A 25994-nucleotide genomic window follows, 5' to 3' on the forward strand; every position below is an offset into this window, starting at 1 on the left:
AAGCCTGCAAATAAAAAGTCAAGGCTAAATTGAAAGAACATTGAAAATTTTATACAGGTTGAAAAGTAGGCATCAAAATAAGACCACCACATCGTGCTGGTCAAAAAATGAGAGTTTTGGATTAGTTTGATTCTGGAAGAGTTGAAAGATATTCGTTCACTCGACCATAGTAGATGCGAAGAAATTTATTCGCACCAGCTGTCATGTAGACATAGTAGGGCTTCCCCTGAGCACGCTTCTTATCAAGAAACATATAAACAGGGTCATCCTGAGGCATGGTTTTGATAAGGGCATCCATTACCTGAAAAAGAGTTTTTCGCAGGTCTGCAGAACCTCTTTTTGAGGTTGGAACACTTTTCTGTGCATAGGTTCCAGATTCATTTACACCGGGATCAACGCCAGCAAATGCAGTTAATGCACCTTTACTATGAAAGCGAGTCACATCACCGATTTCGGCGATAAGCTGCGGGCCCAGTGACGGACCAACACCTTTCATCTCCATAACGATTGGGTATTCTGGAAGTTTAGCTGCAGTTTCATTCATAAGAGAGCGAAGACTTTCCACTGTTGCTGATGCACTGTTAAGCTGGTCGACAGCTTGTTTGATAATAAGCTTAGTTACTTCATCCTTTGGAAGTACAGGAACAAGCTCCTTAGCAGTTCCATAAATTTCCTCAGCTTTGGCTTGGCTGAAGTTGTACTTGTTTCGTTTGCACCATTTCTGATAATGGTCAGTAAATGCAATTAATGACATTTTACGAACACAGTCAACGTGCCAGTAAGTAGATGCAAAATCAACCCATTTCTGACTGCCATCACTACGTGCAGGACTATCAAAGTAGGTGTTAACACCAGGGTAGGTCTGGTCAAGGATGCCGATAAGATTATTCTTCATAGCCGTCTTGTGCTTCATATAAAAGCCAAACTGACGGTTCATGGTTTTTAGCTGATTGCGTAATTCATCCATGACACTATACTGTTTAAGGTTTTGCCATTTGTCAAGAGCATAACGGGCAATCTTAACAGCATCTGCTTTGTCAGATTTTACTTTGCGAAGTGAATCATTATCAAAGTCCTTAATCAACTTGGGGTTAACAGCACTGACAAAAAGATTTGCTTGTGCTAACTGATGAGCAAGGACTTCATAGTAACGTCCCGTATGTTCCATCACGATGCGCGATTCACCTTCAACAGACTTGATTTGTTCTACAAGTGCATTGATATCACTGGAAGTGTGCTTGATTTCAAACGGTGTGGAAATAATTTCTCCATAAGGGCGGAGAATTGCAACCATACTTTTACCTTTAGAAACATCGATACCTACTGCGTTCATATATTTGTTACTCCTTAAGATTAATTACAATGGATAAGTACCAGTTTTACTCATTACCTATTCAATCTACTGTGGGATGACACGAACGAACCAATAAAGGCAGTTCAACCTGCATAAAACGAATGCTGCGAATGAGGAGCTGGTTATCAGTCTTATTTACGGACGCGAAGTCCAAGAAAGGAAGCCGATATACCATTGCTACCTACATTCTAACAGCTTAAGTAACAAGATGGATAATTCCTTACTGGTTGTAAGGGATATTAACCATAAATACATTGTAGTAGATGGGAATAGAATTATGGAGAGAAACGAAAAGAAGAATCTGATTTATAATCTAATGACCGGTGTATATGATTTACACACTTTACCAGATTCAGCAAACAAGATTGTGAAAAACGAAATGGCACCAGGGACTGTCTGTGAAAAATTGTATTCAGATATTTATGATGCAAATAGAAGAGTGTGCGCTCGTCTGCATGTAGAAGAGGACAAAGATGTGGAAATCATAATATCAAATCTAATGCATATGAGCCAATACCTCTCAATGAAGATGTTTGATTATGGTTCAGATATAAAACTGATAGATAAGTTTGATGAGGAAGATTGGGGAAGGATTATTGATACCAAATAGAAGCATTAAAAAGAATGTTGTCTCTGTACTTGTTCTGGTAGTAGTGGCTATTGCTCTTGTAGTACTTATTCGCAAGCACGCATATTCAGGGATACCAGATTTAAGGAGTACTATCACATCTGGCAATGATTATTACATGAGTGTGGTATCAAATTCTAAGACTATTGAGAATCGAGAAGAGTTTGCAAAGCAAATTATTCAGATGTGTATTGATAATTCATTTAAATCTGTAATATTGACTAATGATGAAAATGGATATCCAAGAAAGCTGAAGGTGTCAGTGTATCATACAACTGAAGAAATTGGGAAAGATGATGCTGTTTTTCAGTTCTCTTATGAACCTAAAGAGTTGAATGCTGAATATGATATCAGAAGTAATCCTGAAAAATATGAACTGAAAATATTCTGATTAAATAAGAAGCATTCCTGTAATTCATAAAAGTCGTCAATAGACGAAAAAGAAACCTCACAGTATAATTAAGATATCATCTTGCCGGATGAAAAACATCTTAATTAACCGGAGGTTCCAAATGAATTATACACAGAATGCGAAGATAGAACAAGTCAAAGAGACAACTTTAGTGGTAGGAATTGATATCGGAAGTGAAACACACTTTGCCAGAGGGTTTGATTGGCGAGGGAGGGAACTCACAAAGAGAGTGTTTAAGCAAAAGCTTGAATGTCTTTTTTTATGCGAACAATGCAACGCTATCTGGAAAAGTGCCGTTATTCGTGCTATGATTTGAATTACTAAAGCGTAATAATAGGAGCGATACTTATGAATATACAGGTGTTTGGAAAAAGTAGCGGTAAGGGGAACTGGTATGGTAAATAAAGAAACAATCTCAAAGGAAGAATGCGAGAAGTGCAGGCAGGTAAAGGAAATCTTTGTGGATTTTATTGAGGACCTGAATGATTTTTGTGTTTCAGATGCATATCCATTTTGCTATATCGTACTTGAATGGTTTGACAAAGAGCAGGGATTCTCTAATCAGAATCTATTCTATACTGCATCAGATTTATTTGATTACTTGTTGGATTATTGGAAGCGAACCACGATTTATCACATGATTTCAGAAGCTGAAGATCTAGATCCCGAGCAGGCTCTGGAACAGCTGACAGAAGAGCAGCGAGCCGAGCTGAAAGATGGAGAACGGGAATACATGATGGCTTATGAACAGGTTGCCATATTGTGGGACACAGAAATGATGTAATGGATGCGCTGTTAAATGTGCAGGAAGGTGAACGAATGAAAGAAAAATACAGAGTAGTTCAGATACTCGAGGATGATTTTGGCTGTGAAGAACGCCAGGAAGATCAAGAGACAATGGTCATAGTAATATTGGCAGATGCATTTGGAAATTCAAAAACGATAAGACAGACAGACTCTTGGATGTATCATGAGGAACTTGGTGAAGGTGATGAAGCTTTTCTTATAGATGATAAACTTCGCAAGGCATTAGGTGCAAATTGGACAGAACAATGTAATAACATGAACGTTCCACAATTTTTGGAATTGATGGAACGCTTGAAAAAGGGAGAACAATGCAATTGTCCTTTCTGTGGAGGAACAGTTTCCATGACAGAAGGGCTGGATGGAAAATATAAATATGCCTGTGATAGTTGTGATATGTATTTTGAAACGGAATTAAAATGAAATTGTAGGTAGCAGAACATTGCATGGCGGAGAGTAAAAATCATATTTTATATTTGAGTCATTATACGATACTTTATTTATGAAAACTTTGTTTTGGCTCAAAACGGTTCAAAGATGAACTGAAAAATACAAAATATAAACATGAAACGACGTATTCGAAAAACAAACATATACTGGAATACCAGATGTGAAAAGCACATATTCGGTGGATTGCAATTATTATATGAGCGTAGTATCAAATAAATACAAAGACGATTGAGAATCAAGAAGTATGATGGTATCTGTTTATCACACAAGGCAGAAGAGTGTTCAGGAGCATATTAATCTGAATACTCTTTTTTAAATTCAACCTAAAAACATTGCATTTGAACTTTAGAAAAGTTGAAATGCAATGTTTTTAGGTTGAAAGAACAAATTATTGGGAGATGAACATGGCGAACTTACGAAAATAAACAGGCTGCGTGGTGAATTGTTCCCAGAATCATCAATAATATAACAGTAAAATAAAAAAACGTGTTTACTTACATGAAAATAGGTATATAATATAAGATATACAAGCAAAGTAAAACGAAATTATGTTTTAGAAAGGAAATAACATGCTTATAAATTATAAGGTCACTAATTTTTGCTCATTTTATAATGAAGCTGAATTTAGTCTGGAGGCACCTAAAGGGAAAGTCAAAAGCAGGTTTCCAGATAATTATGCGAATTATGAGAACGAATGTAATGTATTGAAATCAGCTGTTATTGTTGGAGAGAATGCAGGTGGAAAATCCAATTTCATCAATAGTATCCTGTTTTTAAAAACCCTTTTTTTGAACAATGCACCTGTAAAAGCTGTGGATGGGTATATTAATACTACTTATTCAGAGAAAGAACGAAAAGAAGTGCCACAGTCCTTTGTTTTTGAGATAGTGGCTGCGAATGAACATATTTATAAATATGAATTGTCCATCAATCAGTTTCGTATTTTGGAAGAATCATTGTCTGTAGCAGAAAGTAAAAAACGAAATTTTGTTTTAAAAATGCATATTTATTGGAATGAAGAACAGAGAGAATATGCATTTGATTTACCGTCAGAAACAAAAGAAATTCAAGATGCAATGAAAAAAAATGCAGGTATGTTTGGATTGTTTGTCACTCGGTATTCGCTGCTTGGAAACGAAGATGCATCAATGGTAACAGAATGGGTAACGAACAAATTAAGTCCCACATCTTTTCAGATGACTGCGACAAATGATGCAAGGAGTAATCAGAAAGATATTGAGATTCTTAATGATAAAAGATACTTAGATATTTTTCGTATGGTAGATTATAGTATATGCAGAGTTAGTGTGGATAAAGAACAACCATATGCCAAAACAATGATTATACGAAAAAGAAAAGATGGAAGTACAATTGGAAGAGAGCTGCAGCTTGATTCAACAGGGGTAAGGGAATTTTTTGCATGGGCAGTTCATATTTTCAGAGTGGTCTATGAGGAGCAAACAGTATTTGCAGATGAGATGGATCGTGTGCTAAATCCCATATTATCTGATCGCGTGATTTCGTTTGTAAATGGAAAGACACACAGAGGCCAGTTCGTTTTTTCTACACATAATGTGCTGCATTTGAATCTCACAACCTACATGAAGGAACAGATATATTTTATAACAAAAGTACATGATGACTTGAGTTCGGAATTATATTCTCTTAGTGATTTCCCGGAGGTAAGATATGATTCCACTAAAATATACGAGTTCTATATGAAGGGAATATTGGGAGGGACGGCATTTGAGTAGACCTATGAAAATTCTCCGGAAGCGATTTGTCGTATTTTGCGAGGGAGATACGGAATACAATTATATAGATAAGATGCGATGCAAGCAAGGTGTTGAAGTAACACTAAAGCCGATAAATATGGGCGGTGGAGGTTATTCTGCATTTTTACAAAGGATAAAAACGGAACCTTTTAATAATTGTATCGCAAAATTCATTATTATAGATGCAGATAGATTATCAAAACATCCAGGAGAAAAAATAAAATTTATGGAATTGGTGGATTATTGTAGACGTGAAAATAAGAAACAATCTATTCCATACATTTTGATAGTGGACAATCCGGATTTTGAATATGTCGCATGCTTACACAGTGAAGAATTTAAAAATCAACCAGTTGATAGATTTATTAAAGAAGTATTCCATTATAAGAGCATTGATACCTTTAAAAGTGACCAAAATATTTATGAATTCTTAAATTCGGATAATCGTTCTTATCAACATATGCTTGAAAAGTGTAAAAAGCAAAAGAAGTATTTAATGAACGAGTGTAAACGTGAAAAGCGTAGCTTTTCTGTCTCTGTTAAAAATACGATTATAGAAAAGGACAATTTAAGCAATAAGGGAACAAATATTGATGAATTTTTTTCTATAATTGATTGGTAGTAACTTACTTTACAATGTGGCATAGATATAAAATGTTGGAATAATAATGTGAGGGGCAATATATGACATTTGAAATTTTATTAGAGCAGGTTTTTTCTTTTGTAATGAGCAAAAGTATTGATAAAATTGATGGATTAAGAGAACAATACACAAATCAGCAGATTCTATATCTGACAATAGAACAATTTGCACATAGTGATTTATTCAAAAATGAATATAGGGAAGTAACTTACTTAGATTGCAAAGATGAAGTACTTGCTAAAAAGGCGGAAGAGATTTCACCAAACCTTAGACCGGAGAAGATTGTTGAGAATATTAAGGATATTATTTTGAGGAGCTTTGTTACGGATGATATAAATATTGTTTCGAAAATAAATGAAAGTATTGTTATGCAGTATTTATCGAAAAATCAATTAGCTATTTCTCTATTGGATATTTCGCGACAACAACGTCAAAATACAGATGAAATTATTGGCTCAATAAAAGGTTTGCAAACAGAAGTAGACAATATCAATCACTCTATTGAGATGCATGATAGATTGCGAGCCAGTGTTATGAAAAATGGTTTAGGACTTAAGATAAACCTGTTCATTAATAACATGGCAAAAGATTTTATTCAAATAGCGACAAAAAAGCCACCGCAGTACAATGGGGGAAGTGTTTCAGACAAGGAAATCACAGAGCAATTTATAGATTATATTGAACATCTTATCCAAGCTGATTTTCCAAATGTGACGGAAAATTATTACCAGGAACCTATTGTTGGAATTGTATTTAATCCAAATGACATCTGGAATCCACAAAATATTGAAGTGGATTTATTTGTCATGATGCAAAAGTATAGGATGGATTTATATGATAAAGTGGATGAACTGCTAAAATATTTGCCTCTATTGCCAGAAAATTTTTTACTTGTGATGATGGATTTAATGCATTACGTGGATGGAAATCTGGATTTTAAAGCACATGAGACGGGGATGGATAGCGTTATGAAAAATGCAAAACCGGCAAATGGGTTTGATCAAGTCGCTGCAATAAAGACAGGTTTGAAATGTTGGGCAGAACATTTATTGGCTTTGCGCTCTTTCATATATGAAATATAGATATGCCTGTGATAGTTGTGATATTTATTTTGAAACGTCAAAATGAAAGCCAAGTCAGCAGTAGCACGTGCGGAGGAATTCAAGGAACTCCATCTGTACTATACGACAAGGACAGATAATCCGCTCAAGAAGATGCAGTCACTCATTGTAATAGCCTGTAAGCTGCTAAGAGTAATCTACACAATACTGACGAAAGGGACGAATTATGATCCGAAAAAGATGTTAATGGACATAAGACGCCCGACAAAACAGGAGGCATTAGCAGCATAAGGAAAACCAACTGACTATATCATAATTCCAGACCCTTGCGGGGTTCCAGAAAGTTCTGAAATCGTGCAGGGTTCTGGAAAGAAACCCGATAACGATGGAGTGCATCAAGTACTGCATCTGCACAAAGACCAACTGAGCGAAACAGCGGGAATGCGTCCACTGAATATCAGTCCGCTGCGGAGCAAAGAGGTCAGTAAAAATCAAAATACAAACAAGAGCTGTAGCTGGCAGTAGTTCTCTCCGTAGGGCACGACCCTGTTTGAAAGCTTAGCTGGCACTCGGTGTATGAACAGGTGGGACGAAGGAAGTTGGGACACGATCCCTTTAGACACGGAAGGTTCACCATCATAGTTGAACAGAGGAATTATAGCCTTTATAGAGCAAACCAAGAGGATGCTTTATAAACTATACCCTTCTTTCACTATTCAGTACAAGATACAATAACTGTCATACACTTTTAGCTCTGTTTATAGAGGTAACTATTTAAAGAAAAGCCTGAAAAATCAATGATTTAGGGCTTGACATTATAGGAAGGATGTGCTGGTTATGCAAATTTATTATTTTTCAAGAACTGGAAGAAGTAAAGAGGTAGCGGAGAAACTTGCAAAGCGTCATGGCATTACTCCAGAGATTATTGCAGATCACAAGAACTGGAATGGTAAAATTAATTATATGAAAGCTGGTGCGATGGCACTTGGTGGAAAGACAATTCCAGTAGATTATAAAAAACCAAATCTGACCGATGATATTATAGTTGTATTTCCTCTGTGGGCAGGAACCATGCCACCGGCAGTGAAAACTTTTGCTGAAGAAGTAGGACAGGATAAAATCACAGCCGTTGTAACTTCACTCGGAAGCACATTGACAAAGCGTGAAGGATTTAAGAAAGTTTATGATTTGATAGGGCAAAAAGAATTAGTGATTCCGGAAGATTTATAAATGTATGCGATTGGAAGGAAGTAGCATGGCTGATAAGAATAATCATATTCTGCATTTATATGAATATCAGGATATACCAGAAGAAATAGTCCAATGGAAAGATGATGAAGATATAACTTCAATGAGTGTGGAACTAATTAAAGATAAAATCCCCAATCTGCTTTGTATCGGTACTGGAACATATAAAACAAGCAGGGATGGGGAGATTTATCTTTGTGCGCTGATCAATCCAGAAAATGGGGTGGTAGTCAGTTATGCAATCGGTGTGCATCGTTCTGCAGAACTGGTCGGAAAGGCATTATCATTCCTACAGAGTGATTCAAGAAAAATAACGCTAAGAAGTAGCCGTAATCCACTCTATCGTTCAAAAATCTATTTCGATATACTAAAACAATACGGCATTACAGCTGAATATACTTTACCTGGAACAAGAGGAATGGTAGCATCAGTCAGCACATTCTTTTCACAGCTTATGAGAAAAAAAGGAAGTTATGAATTTGTTACCTGGCAAGATGCAGTTGATTGGCTTGAAAAATATATAAGCGTGAAATGTAGCAGGAGGGAAGCCGATGGCAAATGACAGTCATTCCGGCTTATGAAATATCCTGCGATTTTTCTTGTTCTTGTTGCCGGATTCGTGATATTCCCAGGATACTGTCTACATTAGAGCAGACGGTGCGGAGTTCTTTTTGGTAATCCCTGAAATAATTATAAGTGTCTTTTTGGGCTGACCGTTTGATGGTCAGTTTCTCTTTTTCAGCTTTTAAATCCTTGATAGATGGAAATTGTCTGTCTGGATTTTTGGCTTTGAGAAATTTTTGTGCTGCTTCGTATAGCGCAATTTCACTGGAATGCTCATTCCTGAATTTTCCCTTATTTTTAGATTTCACCATCTGAATATAGACTTTTTTGTTAGCCAGATACTGTCCAGTATAGTGTATTTGTTGGTTGATATCACGTAGAGAAGTCTCTGTTTCCTTTAATGTCTTTCGTGCATCGGTAAGTTTTGCTGATACCTCTTCAAAGGATTCCAGCAGATTTTCCTGTGAGCCATATTCATGCTCTTGAACATAAGCGATTGTTTTGGCCATTTGCTGCAGGTTGGATATTTTTACTTTTTGAGCATAGGCTTCACTTTGTTGTGCCTTCACACAGTTCTGCAAATCAACAACCAGTTGCAAATTAGTTTGAACAAACAGAATTGCAATCGGGTCTTTTCCATAATCATAGGATGGATTGAAGATAGTAGATACATCGGGTTCATTAGGAAAAGATGAAGATATTGGTTTTTGAGGTTCTTCTGGTTGCGTATTTTCTTTTTCAAGTCCTTTAGTATTTTTATCAAATTGTTGCAACAGATAGTCTTTACCATAATGTGCTCCCAATGCTCTTTCAGAAATATTCTTTTCACAATCAGGAAGATGGTAGCTGTATCTTCCACGTTTGTGAATCAGCGAAATGTTATAGTTTTCCAATAACCCTGATTGAAAATCGGTAAGAGAGGTAGCAGTAGATGCGATTTCTGCAATAGCTTCACGGAGTGATTGCTTCTGCGTCTGAAATACTGTTTTGCTTGGCGTTAATCCATCGGCTTCAATCTGTTTATTCAATTCGTTAAGTTTATCTTGTCCCTGGCGATTTACCCAGTATTCTTTTTCTGAAATTTTGTCAGCAGCAGGAGAAAGCAGATTGACTTGATAAAGATTTTCTCTTTGACAGATATCCATAACCGATTGCTGCAAGTGACGCAGGTAGTTGTTTGTTAGATGATGCTTGAATCCTGCACGGCTGTCACATTCTCTTTCCATAAAATCTTGTTTCTCTACATCCAGTTTCCTCACAGAATTAATGACGATATGTACATGAACATTTCCACTGCCATTATGCCCATCAGTATGAGTGCAGACCAGAGCCTGATGTCCTGGAAAATTATTACGGGCAAATTCCAAACCAAGAGCCTGTGCTTTTTCTCCTGTCAATGCATGATCTTCCTTATCGTTAGGGTCAAAACTTAAAATATAATGATGGGATTTGATTTCATCATATCGTTTATTTTTATGATACTGTTCATTGACCATTTCACATTCTTCATCAAAGAGCATAGCTTCACAGTTCATGCCGTCGATATAATATTCTTCTCGCAACATCTTCCTGCCCTTATCATCCAAAAGCTCTTTCTTTGTAAAATCATCATGTTGGAATAGCATATAATCTAGAACTTTTCCATAGTCCGCACTTTTATTTGCGATGTGTTTTAATATTGCCATGAAAATCACCTGCCATTCTTTTTACTTCTTTTCTTAACTCATAAAGATCTGTAATACACTGAGAAATTTCATCCTGCATTGCCATAGAACGAATGCCACCAGTATGAAAGTATTTTGCTATCTGATTGAGATTCCCGCCAATCTTTCCAAATTCAGATACCAGTTTTTGTAGTTCCGGTAAATCTACAACAATATCATATCTGACATTTATTTTCCCATCCAGAATCATTTTACGCAGATAGTCGGAACGGGAGAGTCCTGCTTCGATTGCGTTGTCAGTTACGAGTTCATATTCTGTATCAGTTAATCGCAGAGTAATGTGATGGGAACGGGTCAGTTCTTTCTCTTTCTTTGGTCTTGTCATTGTAGGTTCCTCCTTTTTTTCTATCCATCCGTATGAAATATACGGAGCTGCGACCACTTTTCGTGGAAGCCAACTTACTCAAATTTGAGAAAGTTCAAATGTCGAGGGAATGGGGAGCGAAATCACCATCAAGATATGTCAAGGATGCAAAAACACGGAATCGGGTTATTGTGTCACGCAGGCGAATCTTGCGCTAAAAAAGTCCCTCTATTATATAAGCCGATAAATGGCACCATCGTGATACCTTAAAAAAAGAAAAACTTAAAAAAGGTGCTTACCATATGACGAGCCACAGATGTTATTAGTGAAGAAAACATTTGGAAGGAGCATGAAAGATGAGTGAGCAGATAGAGAAAATTGAGGAAGAGATTACATTGGAAAAACTTCGAGAGATGGCAAATGTAGATATAAGGACTGTAGATCGAAGTACCCTGGTAGATATTGCAGATGTACATATCAGAGAGGACTTGCCGCCACATTTGAGAGTGCTGGATTATATCAGACAGATAAAGAATCCATATTGCCATTTGAATAATGGATATGTTGTAAAAATTGGATTTGCTGAACAATGCAGTATTGAAGAAGCATTAATCCATTATGTCAAATCCATAGAAAGGTAATTGAAAAATTGCTAGACATAGAATTATAGATTTGGTAAGATAGGCGTAGGGTAAGAAAAAATATGGATTCGATTTATAGCCTTTCGTCTTTCTGACTTAAAGCCAATTTGTGGCGGAATCAGGAGGTGGAAGGCTTTTGTTGTCTTCAAATATTATAGAAAAGAAAAAAATATACCGTACAGGAATTTATCTTCGATTGTCGAAAGAGGATGGAGATAAAGCAGAGAGTGATAGTATTTCTAATCAGAGAAATCTGATTGAGGATTACTTAGAAGATAAAGATGATTTTTGTATCATTGATGAATATGTGGATGATGGCTACAGTGGTTCAAACTTTGAGCGTCCCGCGTTTCAGCGTATGTATGATGATTTGAAAAGTGGTGCAATCAACTGTGTGGTTGTAAAAGATTTATCCAGATTTGGTCGAAATTATATTGAGGTAGGACGCTACTTAGAGAGAATGTTTCCTGTAATGGGAGTACGTCTTATTGCTATTAACGATAATTATGATGGAGCCAGTGAATGGAAAAATAGTGATTCCATTATTGTGCCAATGCGAAATCTGATGAATGATGCATACTGCAGGGATATGTCAGTACGAATCAAAAGCCAGTTGGAAGTGAAACGTAAGCGAGGAGAATTTGTTGGAAATTATGTACCCTATGGTTATAAAAGAAATCCAAGAAAGCATTCGCAGCTTATCATTGATGATGAGGTTGCTGAAAATGTTCGACTTATCTTTTCTTGGAAAATGGAAGGTATGACCGATAAAGGAATTGCAGAACGTTTAAATAGTATTGGTATCTTGTGTCCACTAGAATATAAAAAGAAAAATGGAGTGCGTGTTTCAGAACACTTCAAAAGAAATAGCACAGCACAGTGGTCAGCAAAAATGATTTATCGTATTTTACATAATGATATTTATGCAGGGAACATGACGCAGGGCATGCACAAAAAAATTGATTATCGTTCGAAAGAGATTATTGAACAACCAGAAGAGAAATGGGTTCGTGTAGAAAACACACATGATCCAATTATTGATAAGCAACAATTCGAATTGATACAGACAATCGAAGGAACCGATACACGTAGATCGCCAGAACATTCTACTGTGATGTTATTCTCTGGTTACATAGAATGTGGAGAGTGTGGAAGTAAACTGGTACGACGGTCTTCATCCTATCGTGGAAAGAAGTATAGTTATTATAATTGCAGTGGGTATAAAGCTGACAAGCATAGTTGCACCCCACACAATATCAGCCATGATAAATTATATGATATTGTATTAGAAACAGTGAGACAGCAGATTTCAGTTACCATAAAAATGGAGCAATTCCTTGCGTCAGTTGATGAACTTCCACTTAAAAGAAAAAGAGTAGTGCAGTTGGATGGACAGATGGAAAAACTGCAGGAGGAGCTGGAGAAAAATCAGCGAATAAAGAAAAAGTTATTCCAGGATTATTCTGAAGGAATCTTAAATCGTGGGGAGTATCTTGAGTATATAGAATTATACATGAATAAGATTAGTAATTGTAAAGAGAAAATGGAAGAGGTTGCAAATCAAAGAAAAGATACAATGAGCGATAATATAGATGGTCCGTGGGTGACCAGTTTTAAGAAATATAGAAATCTGCAGGAACTGACTAGACCAATCGTGGTCGAGTTGATAGAAAAAATTGTAGTCCACCAGAATAATGCCATTGAAATCAGATTTAAGTACCAGGATGCCATGAATGAAATTATGGAACAAATGTCGATGGAGATACAGGATGATAGTGGTGAAAACCAAGTAGCAGCATGTAAATAAAAATAAAAAATACTTACCATAACAGCAAAGTCCTATGTGATTAGTGAAGAGAAATTTTCAAAATCATATAGAAAATCAAAGACGTATATGGTAAGATATTGTCAGGGTAAGAAAATATTGAATTCGGATTATAGCCTTTGGCGTCACTGACTCATATAAGTCAATGAGGTCAAAGGCTTTTTGTGTCTATTTATAAGAAATTGTCCGAAAGCCAGATCTCTTGATTAGAACAGGAGGTCTTTTTTATTTTGAAAACAGCAATATATATGAAAGCAAATACTTGGTTGGATCATAAGGAATTATCATTGCCACTTCCAGAACAGACAAAAATCTGTAGGGAGTATATGAAAAATCATCCAGAGCTTAGAAAGATTGGAACTTACACAGATAGAAATACTACCAAAAATACAACAAGAGAGTTGGAACTTCTTTTGGTTGAAGCTGAAAATCGAAGGGTGGAATGTATAGTTACACCAACCATAAAAGTCTTTTTTGATTACTGTACAGAATCCGAATACTACATAAATACAATTATGAAACCAGCAGGAATCCGTCTGATTGGAATTAAAGATGATTTTGATTCCAGTGATGAAAATTGGAGTGAGAGATTGAAGGCAATTAAGTGGCAAGGAAGGATACGTCGTTATGGCAAGAGTAAGCAGAAAGAATAATGATAAAACGAAAAAGGTTTCTTCGTATCGTATCTGGAAAACGGCTATATATGCCAGACTTTCAAATATTAACTCTGGAAAAGAAGACGATGAAACTTTAGAAGTTCAGATTGCTTATGACAGAATGAATATCGATTCAAAACCAGATTTGGAATTAATTGATATATATGCAGATAACGGATTTACAGGAACGAATTTTGAACGTCCAGAGTTTGAACGTTTACTAGCAGATATACAGATGAAACGAATTGATTGTATTGTGGTAAAAGACTTATCACGTTTCGGTAGAAATTTTCTGGATGCAGGATACTATTTGGAAAAGCTATTTCCGTTTCTGGGTGTTCGGTTTATAGCAATCAATGATCGATATGATAGTGAAGCAAGTGAATCACAAAATGGAATGACAGTGCCAATTAAGGATATGCTGAATGAGTTGTATTCCAGAGATTTGTCAGTGAAGATACGAAAAACATGGGAACAAAAACGAAGCAGAGGAGAAATCTATTGGCCTATTCCATTTGGATACCGGAAGGATGAAGAGAATCCAGGAAAGTTGATTTTAGATAAGGAAGTGGCAGTATTCGTAAAAATGATTTTTGACTGGAAACTAAAAGCGATTTCACAAAGAGAAATTGCAAGTCGATTAACAGAATTGGGAGTTCCCATTCCATTTGAGAGGCGTGTGCAATTGGGATATGTAAAAGATGGAGACAGAGTTCAAAGAGAAGAATGGGTAACCAGAGATATAAATAGGATATTGCGAGATCCATTATATACAGGGGATATGGTTTACAACCGTTGGGCGTATGCAAGGCATTATCAAAATACAGGACGTGAAAATCCGAGGGAAGAATGGTGCATTACACCGAATGCACATGAGCCAATCATCACACATGAGGAATATGAAACTGTAAGAAGGGAATTGAAAAATAAGTCTGCACAATACCAGAAAAGAAGAACAGAAAATAAGAGGTCACTTGATAAAATGCCGAATGTATTTGAAAAGATTTTATTTTGTGCTGAGTGTGGACATGCTATGCATCATATACGCAGGGTTTTTCACAACAGAACGCGATTTACAGAATACCATTGCAGACATAGAAAAGAATGTGAGAACAAACATATTATTCCAGCACGGTTCTTACAGATTTTAGTTATGGATCAGATTCGAAACCAGATACAAATTGGCATTGATATAGAACAAATGAAAAAAGAATGGACGGCTACTTCAGAATATGCAAAGAAAAAAGCACAGCTGCAGAATCAGCAGAATATGAGGCAAAGAGTAGTAGATAGTTTTGCAGATAAGAAGAGAAAAGCATATGAAGATTTTGCAGAAGGATTACTGAATGAGAATGAATTCATGGCAGTGCGACAGGATATTGAAGAAAAGGCGATGAAAGCGAAAGATTATTTGGAAGAATCAAAGGCAGAATGGGAAGAACTGAAACAACTATTACAAGTGGAAGAACATTTTCAAGAGTTTTTAAAAATGAATCCAGAGGATTTATCCTTCAATGAAAATCTAATGAAAACATTTATTAAGCGGATTGAAATAGACCGAGATGGTGCTCTTTCCATACAGTTTACCATTCAGAATCAAGTGATTAGATATTTAAAAATAGAGGAGCTGACAAAATGATTGGAGTATATTATCGTTTATCCCTCTCGGATGAAGATATTAATGAAAAGAAAAAAGAAAGTAACAGTATCGCAAATCAGAGGAAAACAATTCAGATGTTTTTGGAGACCCATCCAGAATGGAAGCATGAAGAAATAGAAGAATATATTGATGATGGATTTACTGGAACAAGCATGGAACGACCAGCATTTCAAAGGATGATGCAGGATGTAAGAAACAATCAGATTAAAACAATTATTGTAAAAGACTTTTCAAGGTTTGCAAGAGACTACATCGAAGCAGGTGATTATATTGAACGAATCTTTCCTTTTATGGGAGTAAGGTTCATTTCTATCAATGACTATTATGATAGTGAATCAACCATCGAAGATAATGGAATGAAAAACTTTGAAATGGTTGTAAAAAACATTGTGAATACAGCCTACAGTAGAGATATATCAGCAAAAATATCAGCAACAGATAGAACAAAGCAAAAGCAGGGATTATATCTTGGTGGATATCGTGCCTATGGATTCCTTCCAGATCCAAGTGACAAACATAAAGTCATTGTGGACCCAGTGGCAGGGAAGTATGTGCGAATGATTTTTGACCTTGCTATTGAAGGAAAGAATACAAAAGAGATTGCAGTTATTCTAAATGAAAGAGGAATTCCTACGGCAGCGAAATACCAGATTGAACAGAAGAACGTTACGAAAGAGCAAAGCTGTTGGAAGTTAAAAGGAGAGTCTTGGACAAGAGAAACCGTCCTTAGAATACTAAGAAATGAAAGATATAAGGGTACTTATGTTGCAAGAGAAATTGTTCAGGTGACGCCATGTAAGAAAGCACGAATGAGAAACCCAGAGGATAAAGTTGTAAAAATTGAAAATGCACATGATGGTATCGTAACTCCAGAGGAATATGAGCAGGCTATCAAAGTATTGAGAACAGCTACTAGAAGGGAGACAAAGCGTAAAACAAAATATTATCCATTAAAGGGAAAAGTAGTATGTGGATATTGCGGAAGGCATATGGTTCATTTTGAACAATTAAAGCGAGGTAATCATTTTCGCTGTAGATATGGAAAGAACTTACCGGATGGACAATGCCAGGAGTTACCAGTACAGGACTCGGTGATTGAAGATATGATTAGAAATTCTTTGTCAATGCATTTGTTTCTTTTTGATAAGGCATTGGATGTACTAGCTGCTCAAGAAGAAAACATACTGCTAAAGAAATCAAAATTAGAAAAGCAACAGGAAGCTCTGTACCAACAGATGGAAGATAACTCTAGAGAGAAAGTAAAATTGTATGAGCAGTATTCAGAAGGGGAAGTGGAAAAGGAGGTATTTATAAATGGAAGAGAAGCTTTTTCGGAAAAGGATGGAGAAATACGTTCTGCTATTCAGAAAATACAAGAAGAAAAGAAAAAACTAATAGTATCGAAGAAACCCGACTATGAACAGATGAAACAATTGAAGAAGGATATGGATAAGGCTGGATCAGTATTAGAAGTAAGTATGGAAATTGTAGAATCGTTTGTTTCAGAAATTCGAGTTTATAATCAAGAGAGAATAGAAATCATCTGGAAGTATGATGATGAGATTCTTCAAATACTTGCACAGGAAAAAGAAACGATGGAGGTAGCAATATGACAACACTTATAAGGAAGAGTATTATTCCACTAGCAGCGTTTTTGCTGCTTACATATTTAGGACAATATATTTTTATAGTAGACGGACAATTTGATTGGTTCCGAGCATGCTTAGTATATGGATTACCTTTTGGCATTACGCATATGTTGTTTGTGATTCCGATAGGTGGAAGTGTAACAGGTAGTTTATGTCTGATTGTAGTTAATATAATTGTAGGAGCAGTATTTGGATGTTTAATAGCAGCATTTGTTATGATACAAGCTGTGGCATACCTAATTATCGTTCCAATACAGTGTGTTTTGTCTAAAAATTGATACTTGATTATGAATATAAGTTTTGACACCGTTTAAACCCTTTAAATATGGGGAGAGCTATATTGGTTGCAAAACTTACAAGTTATGATACCGGAGGTAAGAAGATATGAAAATTGGATATGGAAGAGTTTCCACAAAGGGACAGGCACGTGATGGAAACAGTTTGGAGGCACAGCAGAAAATTTTGAAGGAAGCAGGAGCAGAAGTCATTTATTTGGATGCTTTTACAGGAACTAAGAAGCACAGACCTGAATTGGACAAGCTCTTAATCGAGATAAAAGAAGGAGACACATTAATTGTTACTAAGTTAGATCGAATTGCAAGAAGTGCTACGCAAGGAATTGAATTAATTAATTCCTTATTAGAAAAGGGTATTGTTGTACATATATTAAACATGGGACTAATGGATAATACACCAACCGGAAGATTGATTCGAACAATTATGTTAGCTTTTGCAGAATTTGAAAGGGATATGATTGTAGAGCGTACTCAAGAAGGTAAGGCGATAGCCAAAATGAATCCAGGATTTAGTGAAGGAAGACCCAAAAAGTATACAAGGCAGCAACTTAGTTTGGCAATGAAGCTTCTTGGAGATAATAGTTATAAGCAGGTTGAAGAAATGACTGGTATTAGTAAATCAACGTTAATTCGTGAACGTAAGCGACTTGGAAAATTATAGCATTGACAAGAACTATAATCTGGAATAAGCTCAAGATAATGATACTCAGATAGGAGAAGTGTAAATATGAAAACAATTTCGGTGAATGATTTAAAAGAAAGAATGATTGATTTATTAAAAGACGGTTGGGAGAACTTGGATTATGTTAAATGTCTTTTCTTTACCTGGGTAGAAATGTTTGAACCAGAAGAAGATGAGATTAACAATATGATGGATGAGATTTATACAGGAAGCATGTTGGAAGAGGACAGCAGAGTCGAATTGTATGCAGAATTGAATTCAATGCTTGTATAGTATATAATAATGTTGAGATAAAGATTATTAAAAGAAAAGGAATTCATCGCAGGGATGAGTTCCTTTTTTCTATACCAAGGTTTTAGTATTTTGTTTGTTATATAAGAAGCGACGAACTTCCATAATTTTCTGATCCCCATTAGTGAGAACAACATAGTAAATAGTATAATTGTTCACATAAATACGATAATAAGGATACTCTCTTTCATGTAGCGAATTGTATTGCTCAAAAGATTCAGCAAAAGGAAGTCGTTCCATAATTGCAGATTCGACAGCATCTAATAGTTCATTTGCAGCCTGTGGATTTTTTAATTTGTAATTAATGTAATTGAGTTTTTCTTCAAGATCCTCATAAAAAAGAGGAAGGTATTGAAGCATGTATTTGTTACTAGCCATTCATTTTCCTCCGAAGTCCGCCAAATACTTCATCATGAGTTAAGCGAAGGCTATCATTATGTGCTGCAAAATCTGCTTCATCAAGAGCTGTTTCTACACCGTCTGTTAATTTTGAATAGGCTTCAAGGCTTAATACGACCATTGACCCATAGCCATTTTTGGTGAGATAAACAGGTTCACCATCATTTACAATTTTTTCGATTTCTGGGAACTTGTTTCGTAAATCAGATACAGGTTTTATTTGAATCATAAAATCACTCCTTATCAATATTTTATCAGAATATTATCATATGATTATTATATGCTAGTTATGGATAATTTACAAGCATGTAAGAAAAAGAATTATTTCAAATTGAAAATAGGAAATTGGGAATGTAATTAAAAGAGTTTCTTCTATATTATAATTGCAAAAAAATAATACCTCTGAACATATCAATTATTAATGTGCTTCAGGGGTATTATTTATCTTTGTCTGGTTTGAAAGTAATTACATCATTCGGGGTACATTCCAGAAGAGTACATAACTTTTCTAGTGTCTTGGCTGTGATATTTTTGTTGTTTCGGAGTTGATCCATAGTGCGGTAATCAATACCACTTTTCATAAGTTTGTATTGTGAAACACCTTTTTTCTCCATAGTGATCCACAGGGGGCCGTAATCAATCATGTCAACGTTACCTCTTTCTAGGATTATTAACTTGACTATATTATAGAGAGTGGATTAAAGTAGATTATAGTGAATATATTCACTAGGTAGGAATAATATCGAAATGTACAGAGAAATATGGACGATAATTCAAGCAGGCAAGGTGGCAAGATGGCAAGTAGGAAAAATATGATACCCACCTAAGATGGCAACTTTGATACATTAGTTATTCCTGTTTTAATGCACTATATATGATATTAATTTGATTTTCAGTAAAGTTTGCAAACTGTCAACGGCAGTTGTCCGAGAGTAAATCGAATAATGTTAAAATAGAGAAAATATACAATGACAATAAATGCAATGTCATGGTGCATAGGAAGGCAATGCGCATGATAGAAACATTAGGTAGCCGATTAAGGCAATTACGAATAAGTAAACATTTAAAGCAGGAACAGGTAGCGGCTCTTATTGATGTAAATAAAAGCTCTATTTGTACCTATGAAAATAATATGAGACAGCCTTCTCTAGATATTTTGGTTCGGCTTGCTACATTATATAGAGTAAGTACAGATTATTTGTTGGGATGCCAGAGTAATAAAACAATCGATGTTTCAGGATTAACAACAGTTGAAATGAATATGGTTGCCAATCTGGTCGAAAACATGACTGAAAAGAACAAAAAGATTAATAATCTGGATAAAGATTAAGAAAGTGAGCGTGAAAGAATATGGAATTGTACGAGTACTATTCTTCAGTTGAACCAAAACAAGTAGACTGGCTATGGTACCCGTATGTCCCATACGGAAAAATAACTCTTTTGCAAGGTGATCCTGGAGATGGAAAGTCAACGCTGGCATTGAACATTGCGGCATTGCTTACAAATGGTGGGATATTACCAGACGGAAGTGAAATTAGTGAACCGCAAAATGTAATTTATCAATGCTCAGAAGATAATGGTGGAGATACTATAAAACCAAGATTGATTAGCGCAGGAGCAGATTGCAAGAAAATTGCTTGCATAATTGATGAAGAAAAGAACCTTACATTAGAAGATAAAAGATTAGAACAGGTTATAAAAGAAACACAAGCGAAACTTCTTATATTAGATCCCATCCAATCATTTATTTCACAAGATGGAGATATGCAGAATGCTGTTCGAATGAGAAGCATTATGACAAAATTAGCAGCTCTTGCAGAAGAATATAAGTGTGCTGTCATTCTTATTGGACATATGAATAAATCTACAGGTGGTAAAAAGCTATATAGAGGAATGGGAAGCATAGATATTGCTGCAATTGCAAGAAGTGTACTGATGATAGCAAGGGATGAAGATAATCCGGATATAAGATATATGTTTCCTGTAAAATCAAGTCTTGCTCCTGAAGGCTGTGCGATTGGATTTGTGTTTGATGAAAATGTGGGATTCAAATGGATTGGAAAATGTGAAGCCAATATAGAAACAATGAAGTCTAAAAAAGGAACCTATCATAAGAGTAAGCAGGAAAAAGCAAAGGAATTGTTGAAAGTAATGCTTTCTGTACAAGATTGTCCAAGTAAAGAAATTTATAAAAAAATGGAAGATCTGGGAATAGGGGAGCGAACAGTTCGAATTGCAGAGAAAGAACTTGGAATAGAAGCGTATAAAAAGAAAAACACATGGTATTGGAAAATGCCAGTTTTGGATAATGATGTTGAATCATAGTGGGTGGTTAATATGAATGAACAGGAGAAACACGCAGAAAGTCAGGAAGAGCAAAAAAGACGAATTCGAGCAAGGTACAAAGGTGTAGATCGTGATGAGCTTGAATTTATTCCTGCAAAACCAAAAGAAAAATTGTTTGAAGACGCAGCACAGAAAAGAGTCTGTGCTTATTGTCGTGTTTCAACAGATGATGCCAAGCAGACTTCATCATACGAATTGCAGAAAAACCACTATGAAGATATGATAAAAGAACATGCTGGATGGTCGTTGGTTGGAATTTATGCAGACGAAGGAATTTCAGGAACATCACTACAGCATAGAGATAATTTTGTTCGAATGATGGCAGACTGTAAAGCAGGGAAAATCGATCTTATTGTCACCAAAAGTGTATCTAGATTCGCAAGAAATATCGTGGATTGTATTGCTAAAGTAAGAGAACTTGGAAATCTTCCGTCACCAGTAGGAGTATTTTTTGAAACTGAGCATATATACACATTGGATAATACCAGTGAAATGATGTTAGCAGTATTATCGGCAGCAGCACAGGAAGAATCCCATACCAAAAGTGAGATTATGAATATCTCCATAGAACAGCGATTTTCAAGAGGAATCTTTTTGACACCCAAGCTCTTAGGATATGATTTGGATGAAGAAGGGAACCTTACAATCAATGAAGATGAAGCAAATACGGTAAAGCTGTGTTTTTATTTATTTCTTGGAGGATTTTCTACAACAGATATTGCACTAATCCTATCGGATTTAGGTAGGAAGACAAAAAAAGGAAATCGGAAATGGTCTAGTGGTAGCGTTGCTGGAATTCTACAGAATGAACGGCATTGTGGAGATATTCTGAGTAGAAAAACATATACACCAAACTACCTAGACCACAGATCAAAGAAAAATAGATTAAATCGAAATCAATATCGACAAAAAGATCATCATGAAGCAATTATTAGTAGAGAGGTATTTGATGCAGCACAAAATATGCTTGCATGTTATAGATATAGGAAGAAAGGCTGTCCTTTACCAGTGTTACAAGTGGTTGATGGTGGTGCGCTGAATGGATTTGTTCCAGTTAATCGAACCTGGACTGGTTTCTCGGCAGCAGACTATTCTAAAGCATGTGAAAGTGCATATGTTGAAAAAGATGTTGTTGAGAGTCCGGATAAGAAGCAGAGTCATTTTGATTTGTCTGGTTTTCAAGTTGTAAGAGCACAGTTCTTTTCTACACGAACAGATCCGGCTATGACAATTTCAAATGGTCAGATTCATTTCAATACGGCATGTCTGAAGAAATTCAAAAATGTAGAGTATGTAGAATTGCTTTTGAACTCAGTTGAAAGAGGAATTGCAATCCGTCCCTGTGATAAAAATAATCCTAATGCAATTAAATGGGGAAAACTTAAAGATGGAAGATGGTTAGTACTTCCGAAGAGTTGTAAGGGATTTGCTGCGCCACTATATGAAATTATGGATTGGAATAAAGAGTGCAAGTACAGATTCAGAGGAATGTATGAAGAATCATGCGATGAACAGGTTATGATTTTCAATCTTGAGGAACCAGAAATCATTAAAACTGAAATCATAGAAGAGATTGCGGAATCTAGTAATTGTGATGAAAATACAAATGATACTGGTGAAAAGAAAACAGAGAAAAAGAAGAAAACAATCTTGTATCCTACACAGTGGATATCCAATTTTGGCAATCATGCGAATTCTACAGAAGGTTTAATTCTACAGAGGTTTAAATATCATGGTAATTGGGATGTATTGCGACCGGCAAAAACAGTAGAAGGAATTCAAGTTTTCCAAAAGGAGACAATAGATGCACTCATGGAGGAAGCTGAAGAAATGATTGATAGAATGAGGAACGCTATATGAATGAAGGCGAAATGAAAACATTGGAGCCCGAGGTGCTAGATCCAAAGGCGGCTGAATTAGAAAAAGATTTTACTTATGATGGATACCAGGTAGTTCGACGAGAATTATTTGCTCATTTAAGAGAGCCTGCAGTAGTGATTCGCAGGGATAGTGTAACATTTAATACTTCCTGCATCTCTGGTTTGGAAGATGCGGTTTATATACAGATACTTGTAAATCCAGATACCAAGAAAATGGTAGTTCGAAAATGCGAAGAAAATGATAAAGACGCTTTACGTTGGTGTATTGCAAAACCGGATAAGAGAAGAAGTCGTAAAGTAACTAGTAAAATCTTTTCTGCAAAGATGTATGAACTGATGGATTGGTCAATGGATTGTAGATATAAGATTTTAGGGCATAAGATATCAGTTGATAATGAGCAAATCTATGTATTTGATCTGGTTGAAACTGAAATCTATATGGATAGGAAGAGACCAAAGAAGGTTAATAATTCTGCGGAAGAAAAAGTTGAGAAGACAGCAGAAGAGATTGCTGCTGAAAAAGCTGCAAGAGCACTTAGCAGAAAAGCATATTATCCAGAAGAGTGGAAAGACTCTTTTGGTTTGCCAACAGATGAACATGAAAAAGCATTAGAAGTTAATATTATAGATGGATTTGCTGAGTTTAATACAATAAAAAAAGAATAAAGGGATAAGTGTGCCTTTGGGGAGGAGGTTCCATATGGAAGAACCAAGGTCAAATATACAAAGCCAGAATGGAATATCGTTCTCGTTAAATGAGGGAAGGATGTTTGTTTACCATGCTACAATACTCGAATTGAAGGAGCCAAAGTATATTCGTTTCTTATTTAATCCACAGGAAAAGAAACTAGCAGTTCAAAGATGTGAAAAAAAGCTGTCTGAATCTTTTGTTGTTCCTAAGTATGTACCAGAAAACTGGGATTTTAGAATCCAAAGTATGGATATGATGAAAATGATATACAGATGTTGTAAATGGGATGAGGAAAAAACATATCGTACATATGGAACATACCATGAAAAGCATGGTTTGATAGAGTATGATTTGATGAATGCCTCTATTATAGAAGAAACACAGGTTATTGATTCAGAATAGTGGGAAAATAATGCACTATTTAGGATGGAGATGATATAATGTCTAAGATTGTAGAAAGATTAAAAGAGTATAGGGATATCATTCATGTTTCCCAGGAAGAAATGGCTGATATGATTGGCATATCAGTTGAAAAGTATAAAGGATGGGAAAATGGAGATACGATTTATTCTAGTGATCTAATTAGATTAACAGAAGCAACTAATGTGAGTTGCGACTATTTTGCAGGTAATATTTTATTTCCATTGCCACCAGCTTCTGAAGAAAATAATGGTTTGTTCTATGCATTATTTCAAAAATCCGAAGAGGAACAAATTAGGATCATGAGGAATGTTATTGAGATAGCAGAAGAGTACAGTAGAAAAAACTAAAAGAGAATAGAATTGATTGGATAGGAGTTCTTGAGAAATCAGGAGCTTCTTTTTTTTAACCTTTTTTGAGGGTAACGTTTATCTTCTAAGAAAAAATCTTAAAAAATTTTGTCCCTGTCTTGACATATGCATATGCTCGTGTAATTTTAGGAACAAAAGTGAAGCCCTTTTAGGGAATTCCGATATCATCTTTAACTAATGGAGTTCTGAACAGTTGTGTTTTATGTCTCCATTACATAACTACTTTTAAAAGGAATCGCAACTGCCTTTCTAATTAAAGAAAAACTGCGCCACAGCCTTGGTAAGCCATCGCGCAGCGATTTTGTTCAATTAAAATTTCTTAGCATTGATCTCATTCTACATGAGAATGAGATGAATGTTATTGATATCTGAATACTCAAAATAGAACTCATCATCTCCCCAGTTGATTCCAATACTTTTTAATTTATTTTCTGTCTCTTTGTTCAATTTATTGTTTTGTACAATATCCAATATTATCTCTACAAAAATACTATTAGTGTACAAATTACTCCCAGTACAATCTTTTAGAATATCTCTTAAGGAATCAATGATTATATGAGCATTTAGTTGCTGTGAAATATTGCATAAAACCAATCCTAGCCGGGACATTGTTTCTAAATTTAGATCATGATTTTTTTTCGAAAAATTAAGAGCTATTGAATAATTTTCAACAGCTTTTATATATTGATTATGATGTCTAAAATATTCTCCAATATCAAAGAATGTATTGTATTGCACTCTCTTTTTTTGAAGTTCATATTCTCTTAAAGCAAATTGTAAAAGTTCTAAATCATCTTCCAATGTATTGATACCAAAAACCCGAATATAACGTGCTCTAATCTTTTTGTATGCTACACGTGTATAAATATATTGTAAGCGCAAAATAATCCTACGCTATTGACAAAATATCGCTTGCACCAAAGATAGATGCAAGCGTTTTACTCTATTTTAGTTTTGACAGCTAGCTTTGGCAGCTTCGCTCCAGGGTGTAAGTTGCTCTAGCAACTCATCTGACATGCCTTCGTTTGGCCGTTGTGTCAATAGATACGTTAGATATTTATAGGTGTTCAAATCATTCGCTTTAGCCATTTCAACCATGGTGTATACCATAGCACTGGCGGTTGCTCCTTTGGGACTAGCACTGAATAGCCAGTTTTTCCTACCTACAGTAAATGGTCTGATGGCATTTTCACTAAGATTATTGGAAAAACTGCAGTGAC

At 35.6% G+C, this 25994-nt stretch carries 31 protein-coding genes and 2 pseudogenes; 25 read left to right on the top strand and 8 right to left on the bottom strand.

From position 1 onward, the window contains the following. Nucleotides 1–121: 121 nt before the first annotated feature. Nucleotides 122–1333, bottom strand: a complete 1212-nt coding sequence (locus tag BUB85_RS16055) for an IS110 family RNA-guided transposase (RefSeq protein WP_073112362.1) — start codon at nucleotides 1331–1333, stop codon at nucleotides 122–124. A 298-nt stretch (nucleotides 1334–1631) separates the two neighbouring features. Between BUB85_RS16055 and BUB85_RS16060 the strand changes: the two genes are divergently transcribed. The 11 genes and pseudogenes from BUB85_RS16060 (at nucleotide 1632) to BUB85_RS16110 (ending at nucleotide 8937) form a co-directional block, all read left to right on the top strand. Beyond that, complete coding sequence (locus tag BUB85_RS16060) at nucleotides 1632–1964, top strand: hypothetical protein (RefSeq protein WP_073112364.1); 333 nt, start codon at nucleotides 1632–1634, stop codon at nucleotides 1962–1964. Continuing rightward, complete coding sequence (locus BUB85_RS21220) at nucleotides 1927–2373, top strand: hypothetical protein (RefSeq protein ID WP_143160755.1); 447 nt, start codon at nucleotides 1927–1929, stop codon at nucleotides 2371–2373. Before BUB85_RS16060 ends, BUB85_RS21220 begins: the two co-directional genes overlap by 38 nt. Nucleotides 2374–2494: 121 nt before the next feature. Next, nucleotides 2495–2623 (top strand): annotated as a pseudogene (locus tag BUB85_RS22495) (IS110 family transposase); the annotation flags it as partial. Between the two features lie 165 nt (nucleotides 2624–2788). Then, nucleotides 2789–3178 (top strand): hypothetical protein, encoded by a 390-nt coding sequence (locus tag BUB85_RS16075; RefSeq protein ID WP_073112368.1) that lies wholly within the window; start codon nucleotides 2789–2791, stop codon nucleotides 3176–3178. 35 nt (nucleotides 3179–3213) lie between these two features. Beyond that, on the top strand, nucleotides 3214–3621 hold the full coding sequence (locus BUB85_RS16080; protein WP_143160756.1) for a hypothetical protein: 408 nt from the start codon (nucleotides 3214–3216) through the stop codon (nucleotides 3619–3621). Between the two features lie 596 nt (nucleotides 3622–4217). Next, on the top strand, nucleotides 4218–5402 hold the full coding sequence (locus BUB85_RS16085; RefSeq protein WP_073112372.1) for an AAA family ATPase: 1185 nt from the start codon (nucleotides 4218–4220) through the stop codon (nucleotides 5400–5402). Next, nucleotides 5395–6045 (top strand): RloB domain-containing protein, encoded by a 651-nt coding sequence (locus BUB85_RS16090; protein ID WP_073112375.1) that lies wholly within the window; start codon nucleotides 5395–5397, stop codon nucleotides 6043–6045. Before BUB85_RS16085 ends, BUB85_RS16090 begins: the two co-directional genes overlap by 8 nt. A gap of 62 nt (nucleotides 6046–6107) precedes the next feature. Continuing rightward, entirely contained in the window at nucleotides 6108–7148 is a 1041-nt protein-coding gene (locus BUB85_RS16095) for a hypothetical protein (RefSeq protein ID WP_073112377.1), read from the top strand. 60 nt (nucleotides 7149–7208) lie between these two features. Beyond that, nucleotides 7209–7418 (top strand): annotated as a pseudogene (locus BUB85_RS16100) (IS110 family transposase); the annotation flags it as partial. Nucleotides 7419–7964: 546 nt separating this feature from the next. Beyond that, the gene (locus tag BUB85_RS16105; RefSeq protein WP_073112379.1) at nucleotides 7965–8357 is read left to right on the top strand and encodes a flavodoxin family protein; all 393 of its coding nucleotides are present in this window, start codon (nucleotides 7965–7967) and stop codon (nucleotides 8355–8357) included. A gap of 25 nt (nucleotides 8358–8382) precedes the next feature. Continuing rightward, nucleotides 8383–8937, top strand: a complete 555-nt coding sequence (locus BUB85_RS16110) for a hypothetical protein (protein ID WP_073112381.1) — start codon at nucleotides 8383–8385, stop codon at nucleotides 8935–8937. Between the two features lie 13 nt (nucleotides 8938–8950). Here the strand turns inward: BUB85_RS16110 and BUB85_RS16115 are convergent, their stop codons facing one another. After that, nucleotides 8951–10624: a relaxase/mobilization nuclease domain-containing protein gene (locus tag BUB85_RS16115; RefSeq protein WP_073112383.1), complete on the bottom strand. Its 1674-nt coding sequence runs from the start codon at nucleotides 10622–10624 to the stop codon at nucleotides 8951–8953. Continuing rightward, nucleotides 10596–10988, bottom strand: coding sequence for a plasmid mobilization protein (locus BUB85_RS16120; RefSeq protein ID WP_073112385.1), 393 nt, complete (start codon nucleotides 10986–10988; stop codon nucleotides 10596–10598). The genes BUB85_RS16115 and BUB85_RS16120 overlap by 29 nt, the downstream gene beginning before the upstream one ends. Before the next feature lie 335 nt (nucleotides 10989–11323). Between BUB85_RS16120 and BUB85_RS16125 the strand changes: the two genes are divergently transcribed. The 8 genes from BUB85_RS16125 to BUB85_RS16160 all read left to right on the top strand — a co-directional run bounded on the left by BUB85_RS16125 (nucleotide 11324) and on the right by BUB85_RS16160 (nucleotide 18649). Then, the gene (locus tag BUB85_RS16125) at nucleotides 11324–11608 is read left to right on the top strand and encodes a DUF6870 family protein (protein WP_084534087.1); all 285 of its coding nucleotides are present in this window, start codon (nucleotides 11324–11326) and stop codon (nucleotides 11606–11608) included. A 136-nt stretch (nucleotides 11609–11744) separates the two neighbouring features. After that, nucleotides 11745–13415 (top strand): recombinase family protein, encoded by a 1671-nt coding sequence (locus BUB85_RS16130; protein WP_159434665.1) that lies wholly within the window; start codon nucleotides 11745–11747, stop codon nucleotides 13413–13415. A 248-nt stretch (nucleotides 13416–13663) separates the two neighbouring features. Continuing rightward, complete coding sequence (locus BUB85_RS16135) at nucleotides 13664–14086, top strand: hypothetical protein (protein WP_073112387.1); 423 nt, start codon at nucleotides 13664–13666, stop codon at nucleotides 14084–14086. After that, nucleotides 14061–15728 carry a recombinase family protein gene (locus BUB85_RS16140; protein ID WP_073112389.1) on the top strand — a complete coding sequence of 556 codons (1668 nt, stop codon included), beginning with the start codon at nucleotides 14061–14063 and terminating at the stop codon, nucleotides 15726–15728. Before BUB85_RS16135 ends, BUB85_RS16140 begins: the two co-directional genes overlap by 26 nt. Then, the gene (locus BUB85_RS16145) at nucleotides 15725–17362 is read left to right on the top strand and encodes a recombinase family protein (protein WP_073112391.1); all 1638 of its coding nucleotides are present in this window, start codon (nucleotides 15725–15727) and stop codon (nucleotides 17360–17362) included. The genes BUB85_RS16140 and BUB85_RS16145 overlap by 4 nt, the downstream gene beginning before the upstream one ends. Then, complete coding sequence (locus BUB85_RS16150) at nucleotides 17359–17676, top strand: DUF6050 family protein (RefSeq protein WP_073112393.1); 318 nt, start codon at nucleotides 17359–17361, stop codon at nucleotides 17674–17676. The genes BUB85_RS16145 and BUB85_RS16150 overlap by 4 nt, the downstream gene beginning before the upstream one ends. Before the next feature lie 106 nt (nucleotides 17677–17782). Next, a complete protein-coding gene (locus BUB85_RS16155) occupies nucleotides 17783–18355 on the top strand; it encodes a recombinase family protein (protein WP_073112395.1) in 573 nt (190 codons plus the stop codon). 66 nt (nucleotides 18356–18421) lie between these two features. Continuing rightward, entirely contained in the window at nucleotides 18422–18649 is a 228-nt protein-coding gene (locus tag BUB85_RS16160) for a hypothetical protein (protein WP_073112396.1), read from the top strand. A gap of 69 nt (nucleotides 18650–18718) precedes the next feature. Here the strand turns inward: BUB85_RS16160 and BUB85_RS16165 are convergent, their stop codons facing one another. From BUB85_RS16165 to BUB85_RS16175, 3 genes are all read right to left on the bottom strand, one after another. After that, complete coding sequence (locus tag BUB85_RS16165) at nucleotides 18719–19045, bottom strand: type II toxin-antitoxin system RelE/ParE family toxin (protein WP_073112398.1); 327 nt, start codon at nucleotides 19043–19045, stop codon at nucleotides 18719–18721. Further along, complete coding sequence (locus tag BUB85_RS16170; protein WP_073112400.1) at nucleotides 19038–19295, bottom strand: type II toxin-antitoxin system Phd/YefM family antitoxin; 258 nt, start codon at nucleotides 19293–19295, stop codon at nucleotides 19038–19040. Before BUB85_RS16170 ends, BUB85_RS16165 begins: the two co-directional genes overlap by 8 nt. 208 nt (nucleotides 19296–19503) lie before the next feature. Next, complete coding sequence (locus BUB85_RS16175) at nucleotides 19504–19710, bottom strand: helix-turn-helix domain-containing protein (RefSeq protein WP_073112402.1); 207 nt, start codon at nucleotides 19708–19710, stop codon at nucleotides 19504–19506. 368 nt (nucleotides 19711–20078) lie between these two features. Between BUB85_RS16175 and BUB85_RS16180 the strand changes: the two genes are divergently transcribed. From BUB85_RS16180 to BUB85_RS16205, 6 genes are read left to right on the top strand one after another with little or no spacing between them, the layout of a single operon-like run. Further along, entirely contained in the window at nucleotides 20079–20396 is a 318-nt protein-coding gene (locus BUB85_RS16180; protein WP_073112404.1) for a helix-turn-helix domain-containing protein, read from the top strand. 20 nt (nucleotides 20397–20416) lie between these two features. Then, nucleotides 20417–21391: an AAA family ATPase gene (locus BUB85_RS16185; RefSeq protein ID WP_073112406.1), complete on the top strand. Its 975-nt coding sequence runs from the start codon at nucleotides 20417–20419 to the stop codon at nucleotides 21389–21391. A 12-nt stretch (nucleotides 21392–21403) separates the two neighbouring features. Continuing rightward, the gene (locus BUB85_RS16190; RefSeq protein WP_073112408.1) at nucleotides 21404–23272 is read left to right on the top strand and encodes a recombinase family protein; all 1869 of its coding nucleotides are present in this window, start codon (nucleotides 21404–21406) and stop codon (nucleotides 23270–23272) included. Next, a complete protein-coding gene (locus tag BUB85_RS16195) occupies nucleotides 23269–23958 on the top strand; it encodes a hypothetical protein (RefSeq protein ID WP_084534090.1) in 690 nt (229 codons plus the stop codon). The genes BUB85_RS16190 and BUB85_RS16195 overlap by 4 nt, the downstream gene beginning before the upstream one ends. A 34-nt stretch (nucleotides 23959–23992) precedes the next feature. Next, entirely contained in the window at nucleotides 23993–24385 is a 393-nt protein-coding gene (locus tag BUB85_RS16200) for a hypothetical protein (protein WP_073112410.1), read from the top strand. Between the two features lie 38 nt (nucleotides 24386–24423). Next, the gene (locus BUB85_RS16205) at nucleotides 24424–24753 is read left to right on the top strand and encodes a helix-turn-helix domain-containing protein (RefSeq protein WP_073112412.1); all 330 of its coding nucleotides are present in this window, start codon (nucleotides 24424–24426) and stop codon (nucleotides 24751–24753) included. Between the two features lie 357 nt (nucleotides 24754–25110). Here BUB85_RS16205 and BUB85_RS16210 read toward each other — a convergent pair whose 3' ends face one another. After that, entirely contained in the window at nucleotides 25111–25575 is a 465-nt protein-coding gene (locus tag BUB85_RS16210) for a hypothetical protein (protein WP_143160757.1), read from the bottom strand. A 147-nt stretch (nucleotides 25576–25722) separates the two neighbouring features. After that, a partial coding sequence (locus tag BUB85_RS16215) for an IS66 family transposase (protein WP_143160714.1) occupies nucleotides 25723–25994 on the bottom strand: 272 nt, incomplete at its 5' end.

The organism is Hespellia stercorisuis DSM 15480 (assembly GCF_900142165.1).
GTDB lineage: Bacteria > Bacillota > Clostridia > Lachnospirales > Lachnospiraceae > Hespellia > Hespellia stercorisuis.

Coding starts and splice junctions, on each gene's coding strand:
- BUB85_RS16150 (WP_073112393.1), top strand. CDS start 17,359: ATGACAACACTTATAAGGAAGAGTATTATTCCACTAGCAGCGTTTTTG.
- BUB85_RS16180 (WP_073112404.1), top strand. CDS start 20,079: ATGATAGAAACATTAGGTAGCCGATTAAGGCAATTACGAATAAGTAAA.
- BUB85_RS16155 (WP_073112395.1), top strand. CDS start 17,783: ATGAAAATTGGATATGGAAGAGTTTCCACAAAGGGACAGGCACGTGAT.
- BUB85_RS16115 (WP_073112383.1), bottom strand. CDS start 10,624: ATGGCAATATTAAAACACATCGCAAATAAAAGTGCGGACTATGGAAAA.
- BUB85_RS16185 (WP_073112406.1), top strand. CDS start 20,417: ATGGAATTGTACGAGTACTATTCTTCAGTTGAACCAAAACAAGTAGAC.
- BUB85_RS16205 (WP_073112412.1), top strand. CDS start 24,424: ATGTCTAAGATTGTAGAAAGATTAAAAGAGTATAGGGATATCATTCAT.
- BUB85_RS16120 (WP_073112385.1), bottom strand. CDS start 10,988: ATGACAAGACCAAAGAAAGAGAAAGAACTGACCCGTTCCCATCACATT.
- BUB85_RS16075 (WP_073112368.1), top strand. CDS start 2,789: ATGGTAAATAAAGAAACAATCTCAAAGGAAGAATGCGAGAAGTGCAGG.
- BUB85_RS16165 (WP_073112398.1), bottom strand. CDS start 19,045: ATGGCTAGTAACAAATACATGCTTCAATACCTTCCTCTTTTTTATGAG.
- BUB85_RS16140 (WP_073112389.1), top strand. CDS start 14,061: ATGGCAAGAGTAAGCAGAAAGAATAATGATAAAACGAAAAAGGTTTCT.
- BUB85_RS16055 (WP_073112362.1), bottom strand. CDS start 1,333: ATGAACGCAGTAGGTATCGATGTTTCTAAAGGTAAAAGTATGGTTGCA.
- BUB85_RS21220 (WP_143160755.1), top strand. CDS start 1,927: ATGAGGAAGATTGGGGAAGGATTATTGATACCAAATAGAAGCATTAAA.
- BUB85_RS16105 (WP_073112379.1), top strand. CDS start 7,965: ATGCAAATTTATTATTTTTCAAGAACTGGAAGAAGTAAAGAGGTAGCG.
- BUB85_RS16195 (WP_084534090.1), top strand. CDS start 23,269: ATGAATGAAGGCGAAATGAAAACATTGGAGCCCGAGGTGCTAGATCCA.
- BUB85_RS16095 (WP_073112377.1), top strand. CDS start 6,108: ATGACATTTGAAATTTTATTAGAGCAGGTTTTTTCTTTTGTAATGAGC.
- BUB85_RS16145 (WP_073112391.1), top strand. CDS start 15,725: ATGATTGGAGTATATTATCGTTTATCCCTCTCGGATGAAGATATTAAT.
- BUB85_RS16200 (WP_073112410.1), top strand. CDS start 23,993: ATGGAAGAACCAAGGTCAAATATACAAAGCCAGAATGGAATATCGTTC.
- BUB85_RS16175 (WP_073112402.1), bottom strand. CDS start 19,710: ATGATTGATTACGGCCCCCTGTGGATCACTATGGAGAAAAAAGGTGTT.
- BUB85_RS16170 (WP_073112400.1), bottom strand. CDS start 19,295: ATGATTCAAATAAAACCTGTATCTGATTTACGAAACAAGTTCCCAGAA.
- BUB85_RS16160 (WP_073112396.1), top strand. CDS start 18,422: ATGAAAACAATTTCGGTGAATGATTTAAAAGAAAGAATGATTGATTTA.
- BUB85_RS16085 (WP_073112372.1), top strand. CDS start 4,218: ATGCTTATAAATTATAAGGTCACTAATTTTTGCTCATTTTATAATGAA.
- BUB85_RS16110 (WP_073112381.1), top strand. CDS start 8,383: ATGGCTGATAAGAATAATCATATTCTGCATTTATATGAATATCAGGAT.
- BUB85_RS16190 (WP_073112408.1), top strand. CDS start 21,404: ATGAATGAACAGGAGAAACACGCAGAAAGTCAGGAAGAGCAAAAAAGA.
- BUB85_RS16080 (WP_143160756.1), top strand. CDS start 3,214: ATGAAAGAAAAATACAGAGTAGTTCAGATACTCGAGGATGATTTTGGC.
- BUB85_RS16060 (WP_073112364.1), top strand. CDS start 1,632: ATGGAGAGAAACGAAAAGAAGAATCTGATTTATAATCTAATGACCGGT.
- BUB85_RS16125 (WP_084534087.1), top strand. CDS start 11,324: ATGAGTGAGCAGATAGAGAAAATTGAGGAAGAGATTACATTGGAAAAA.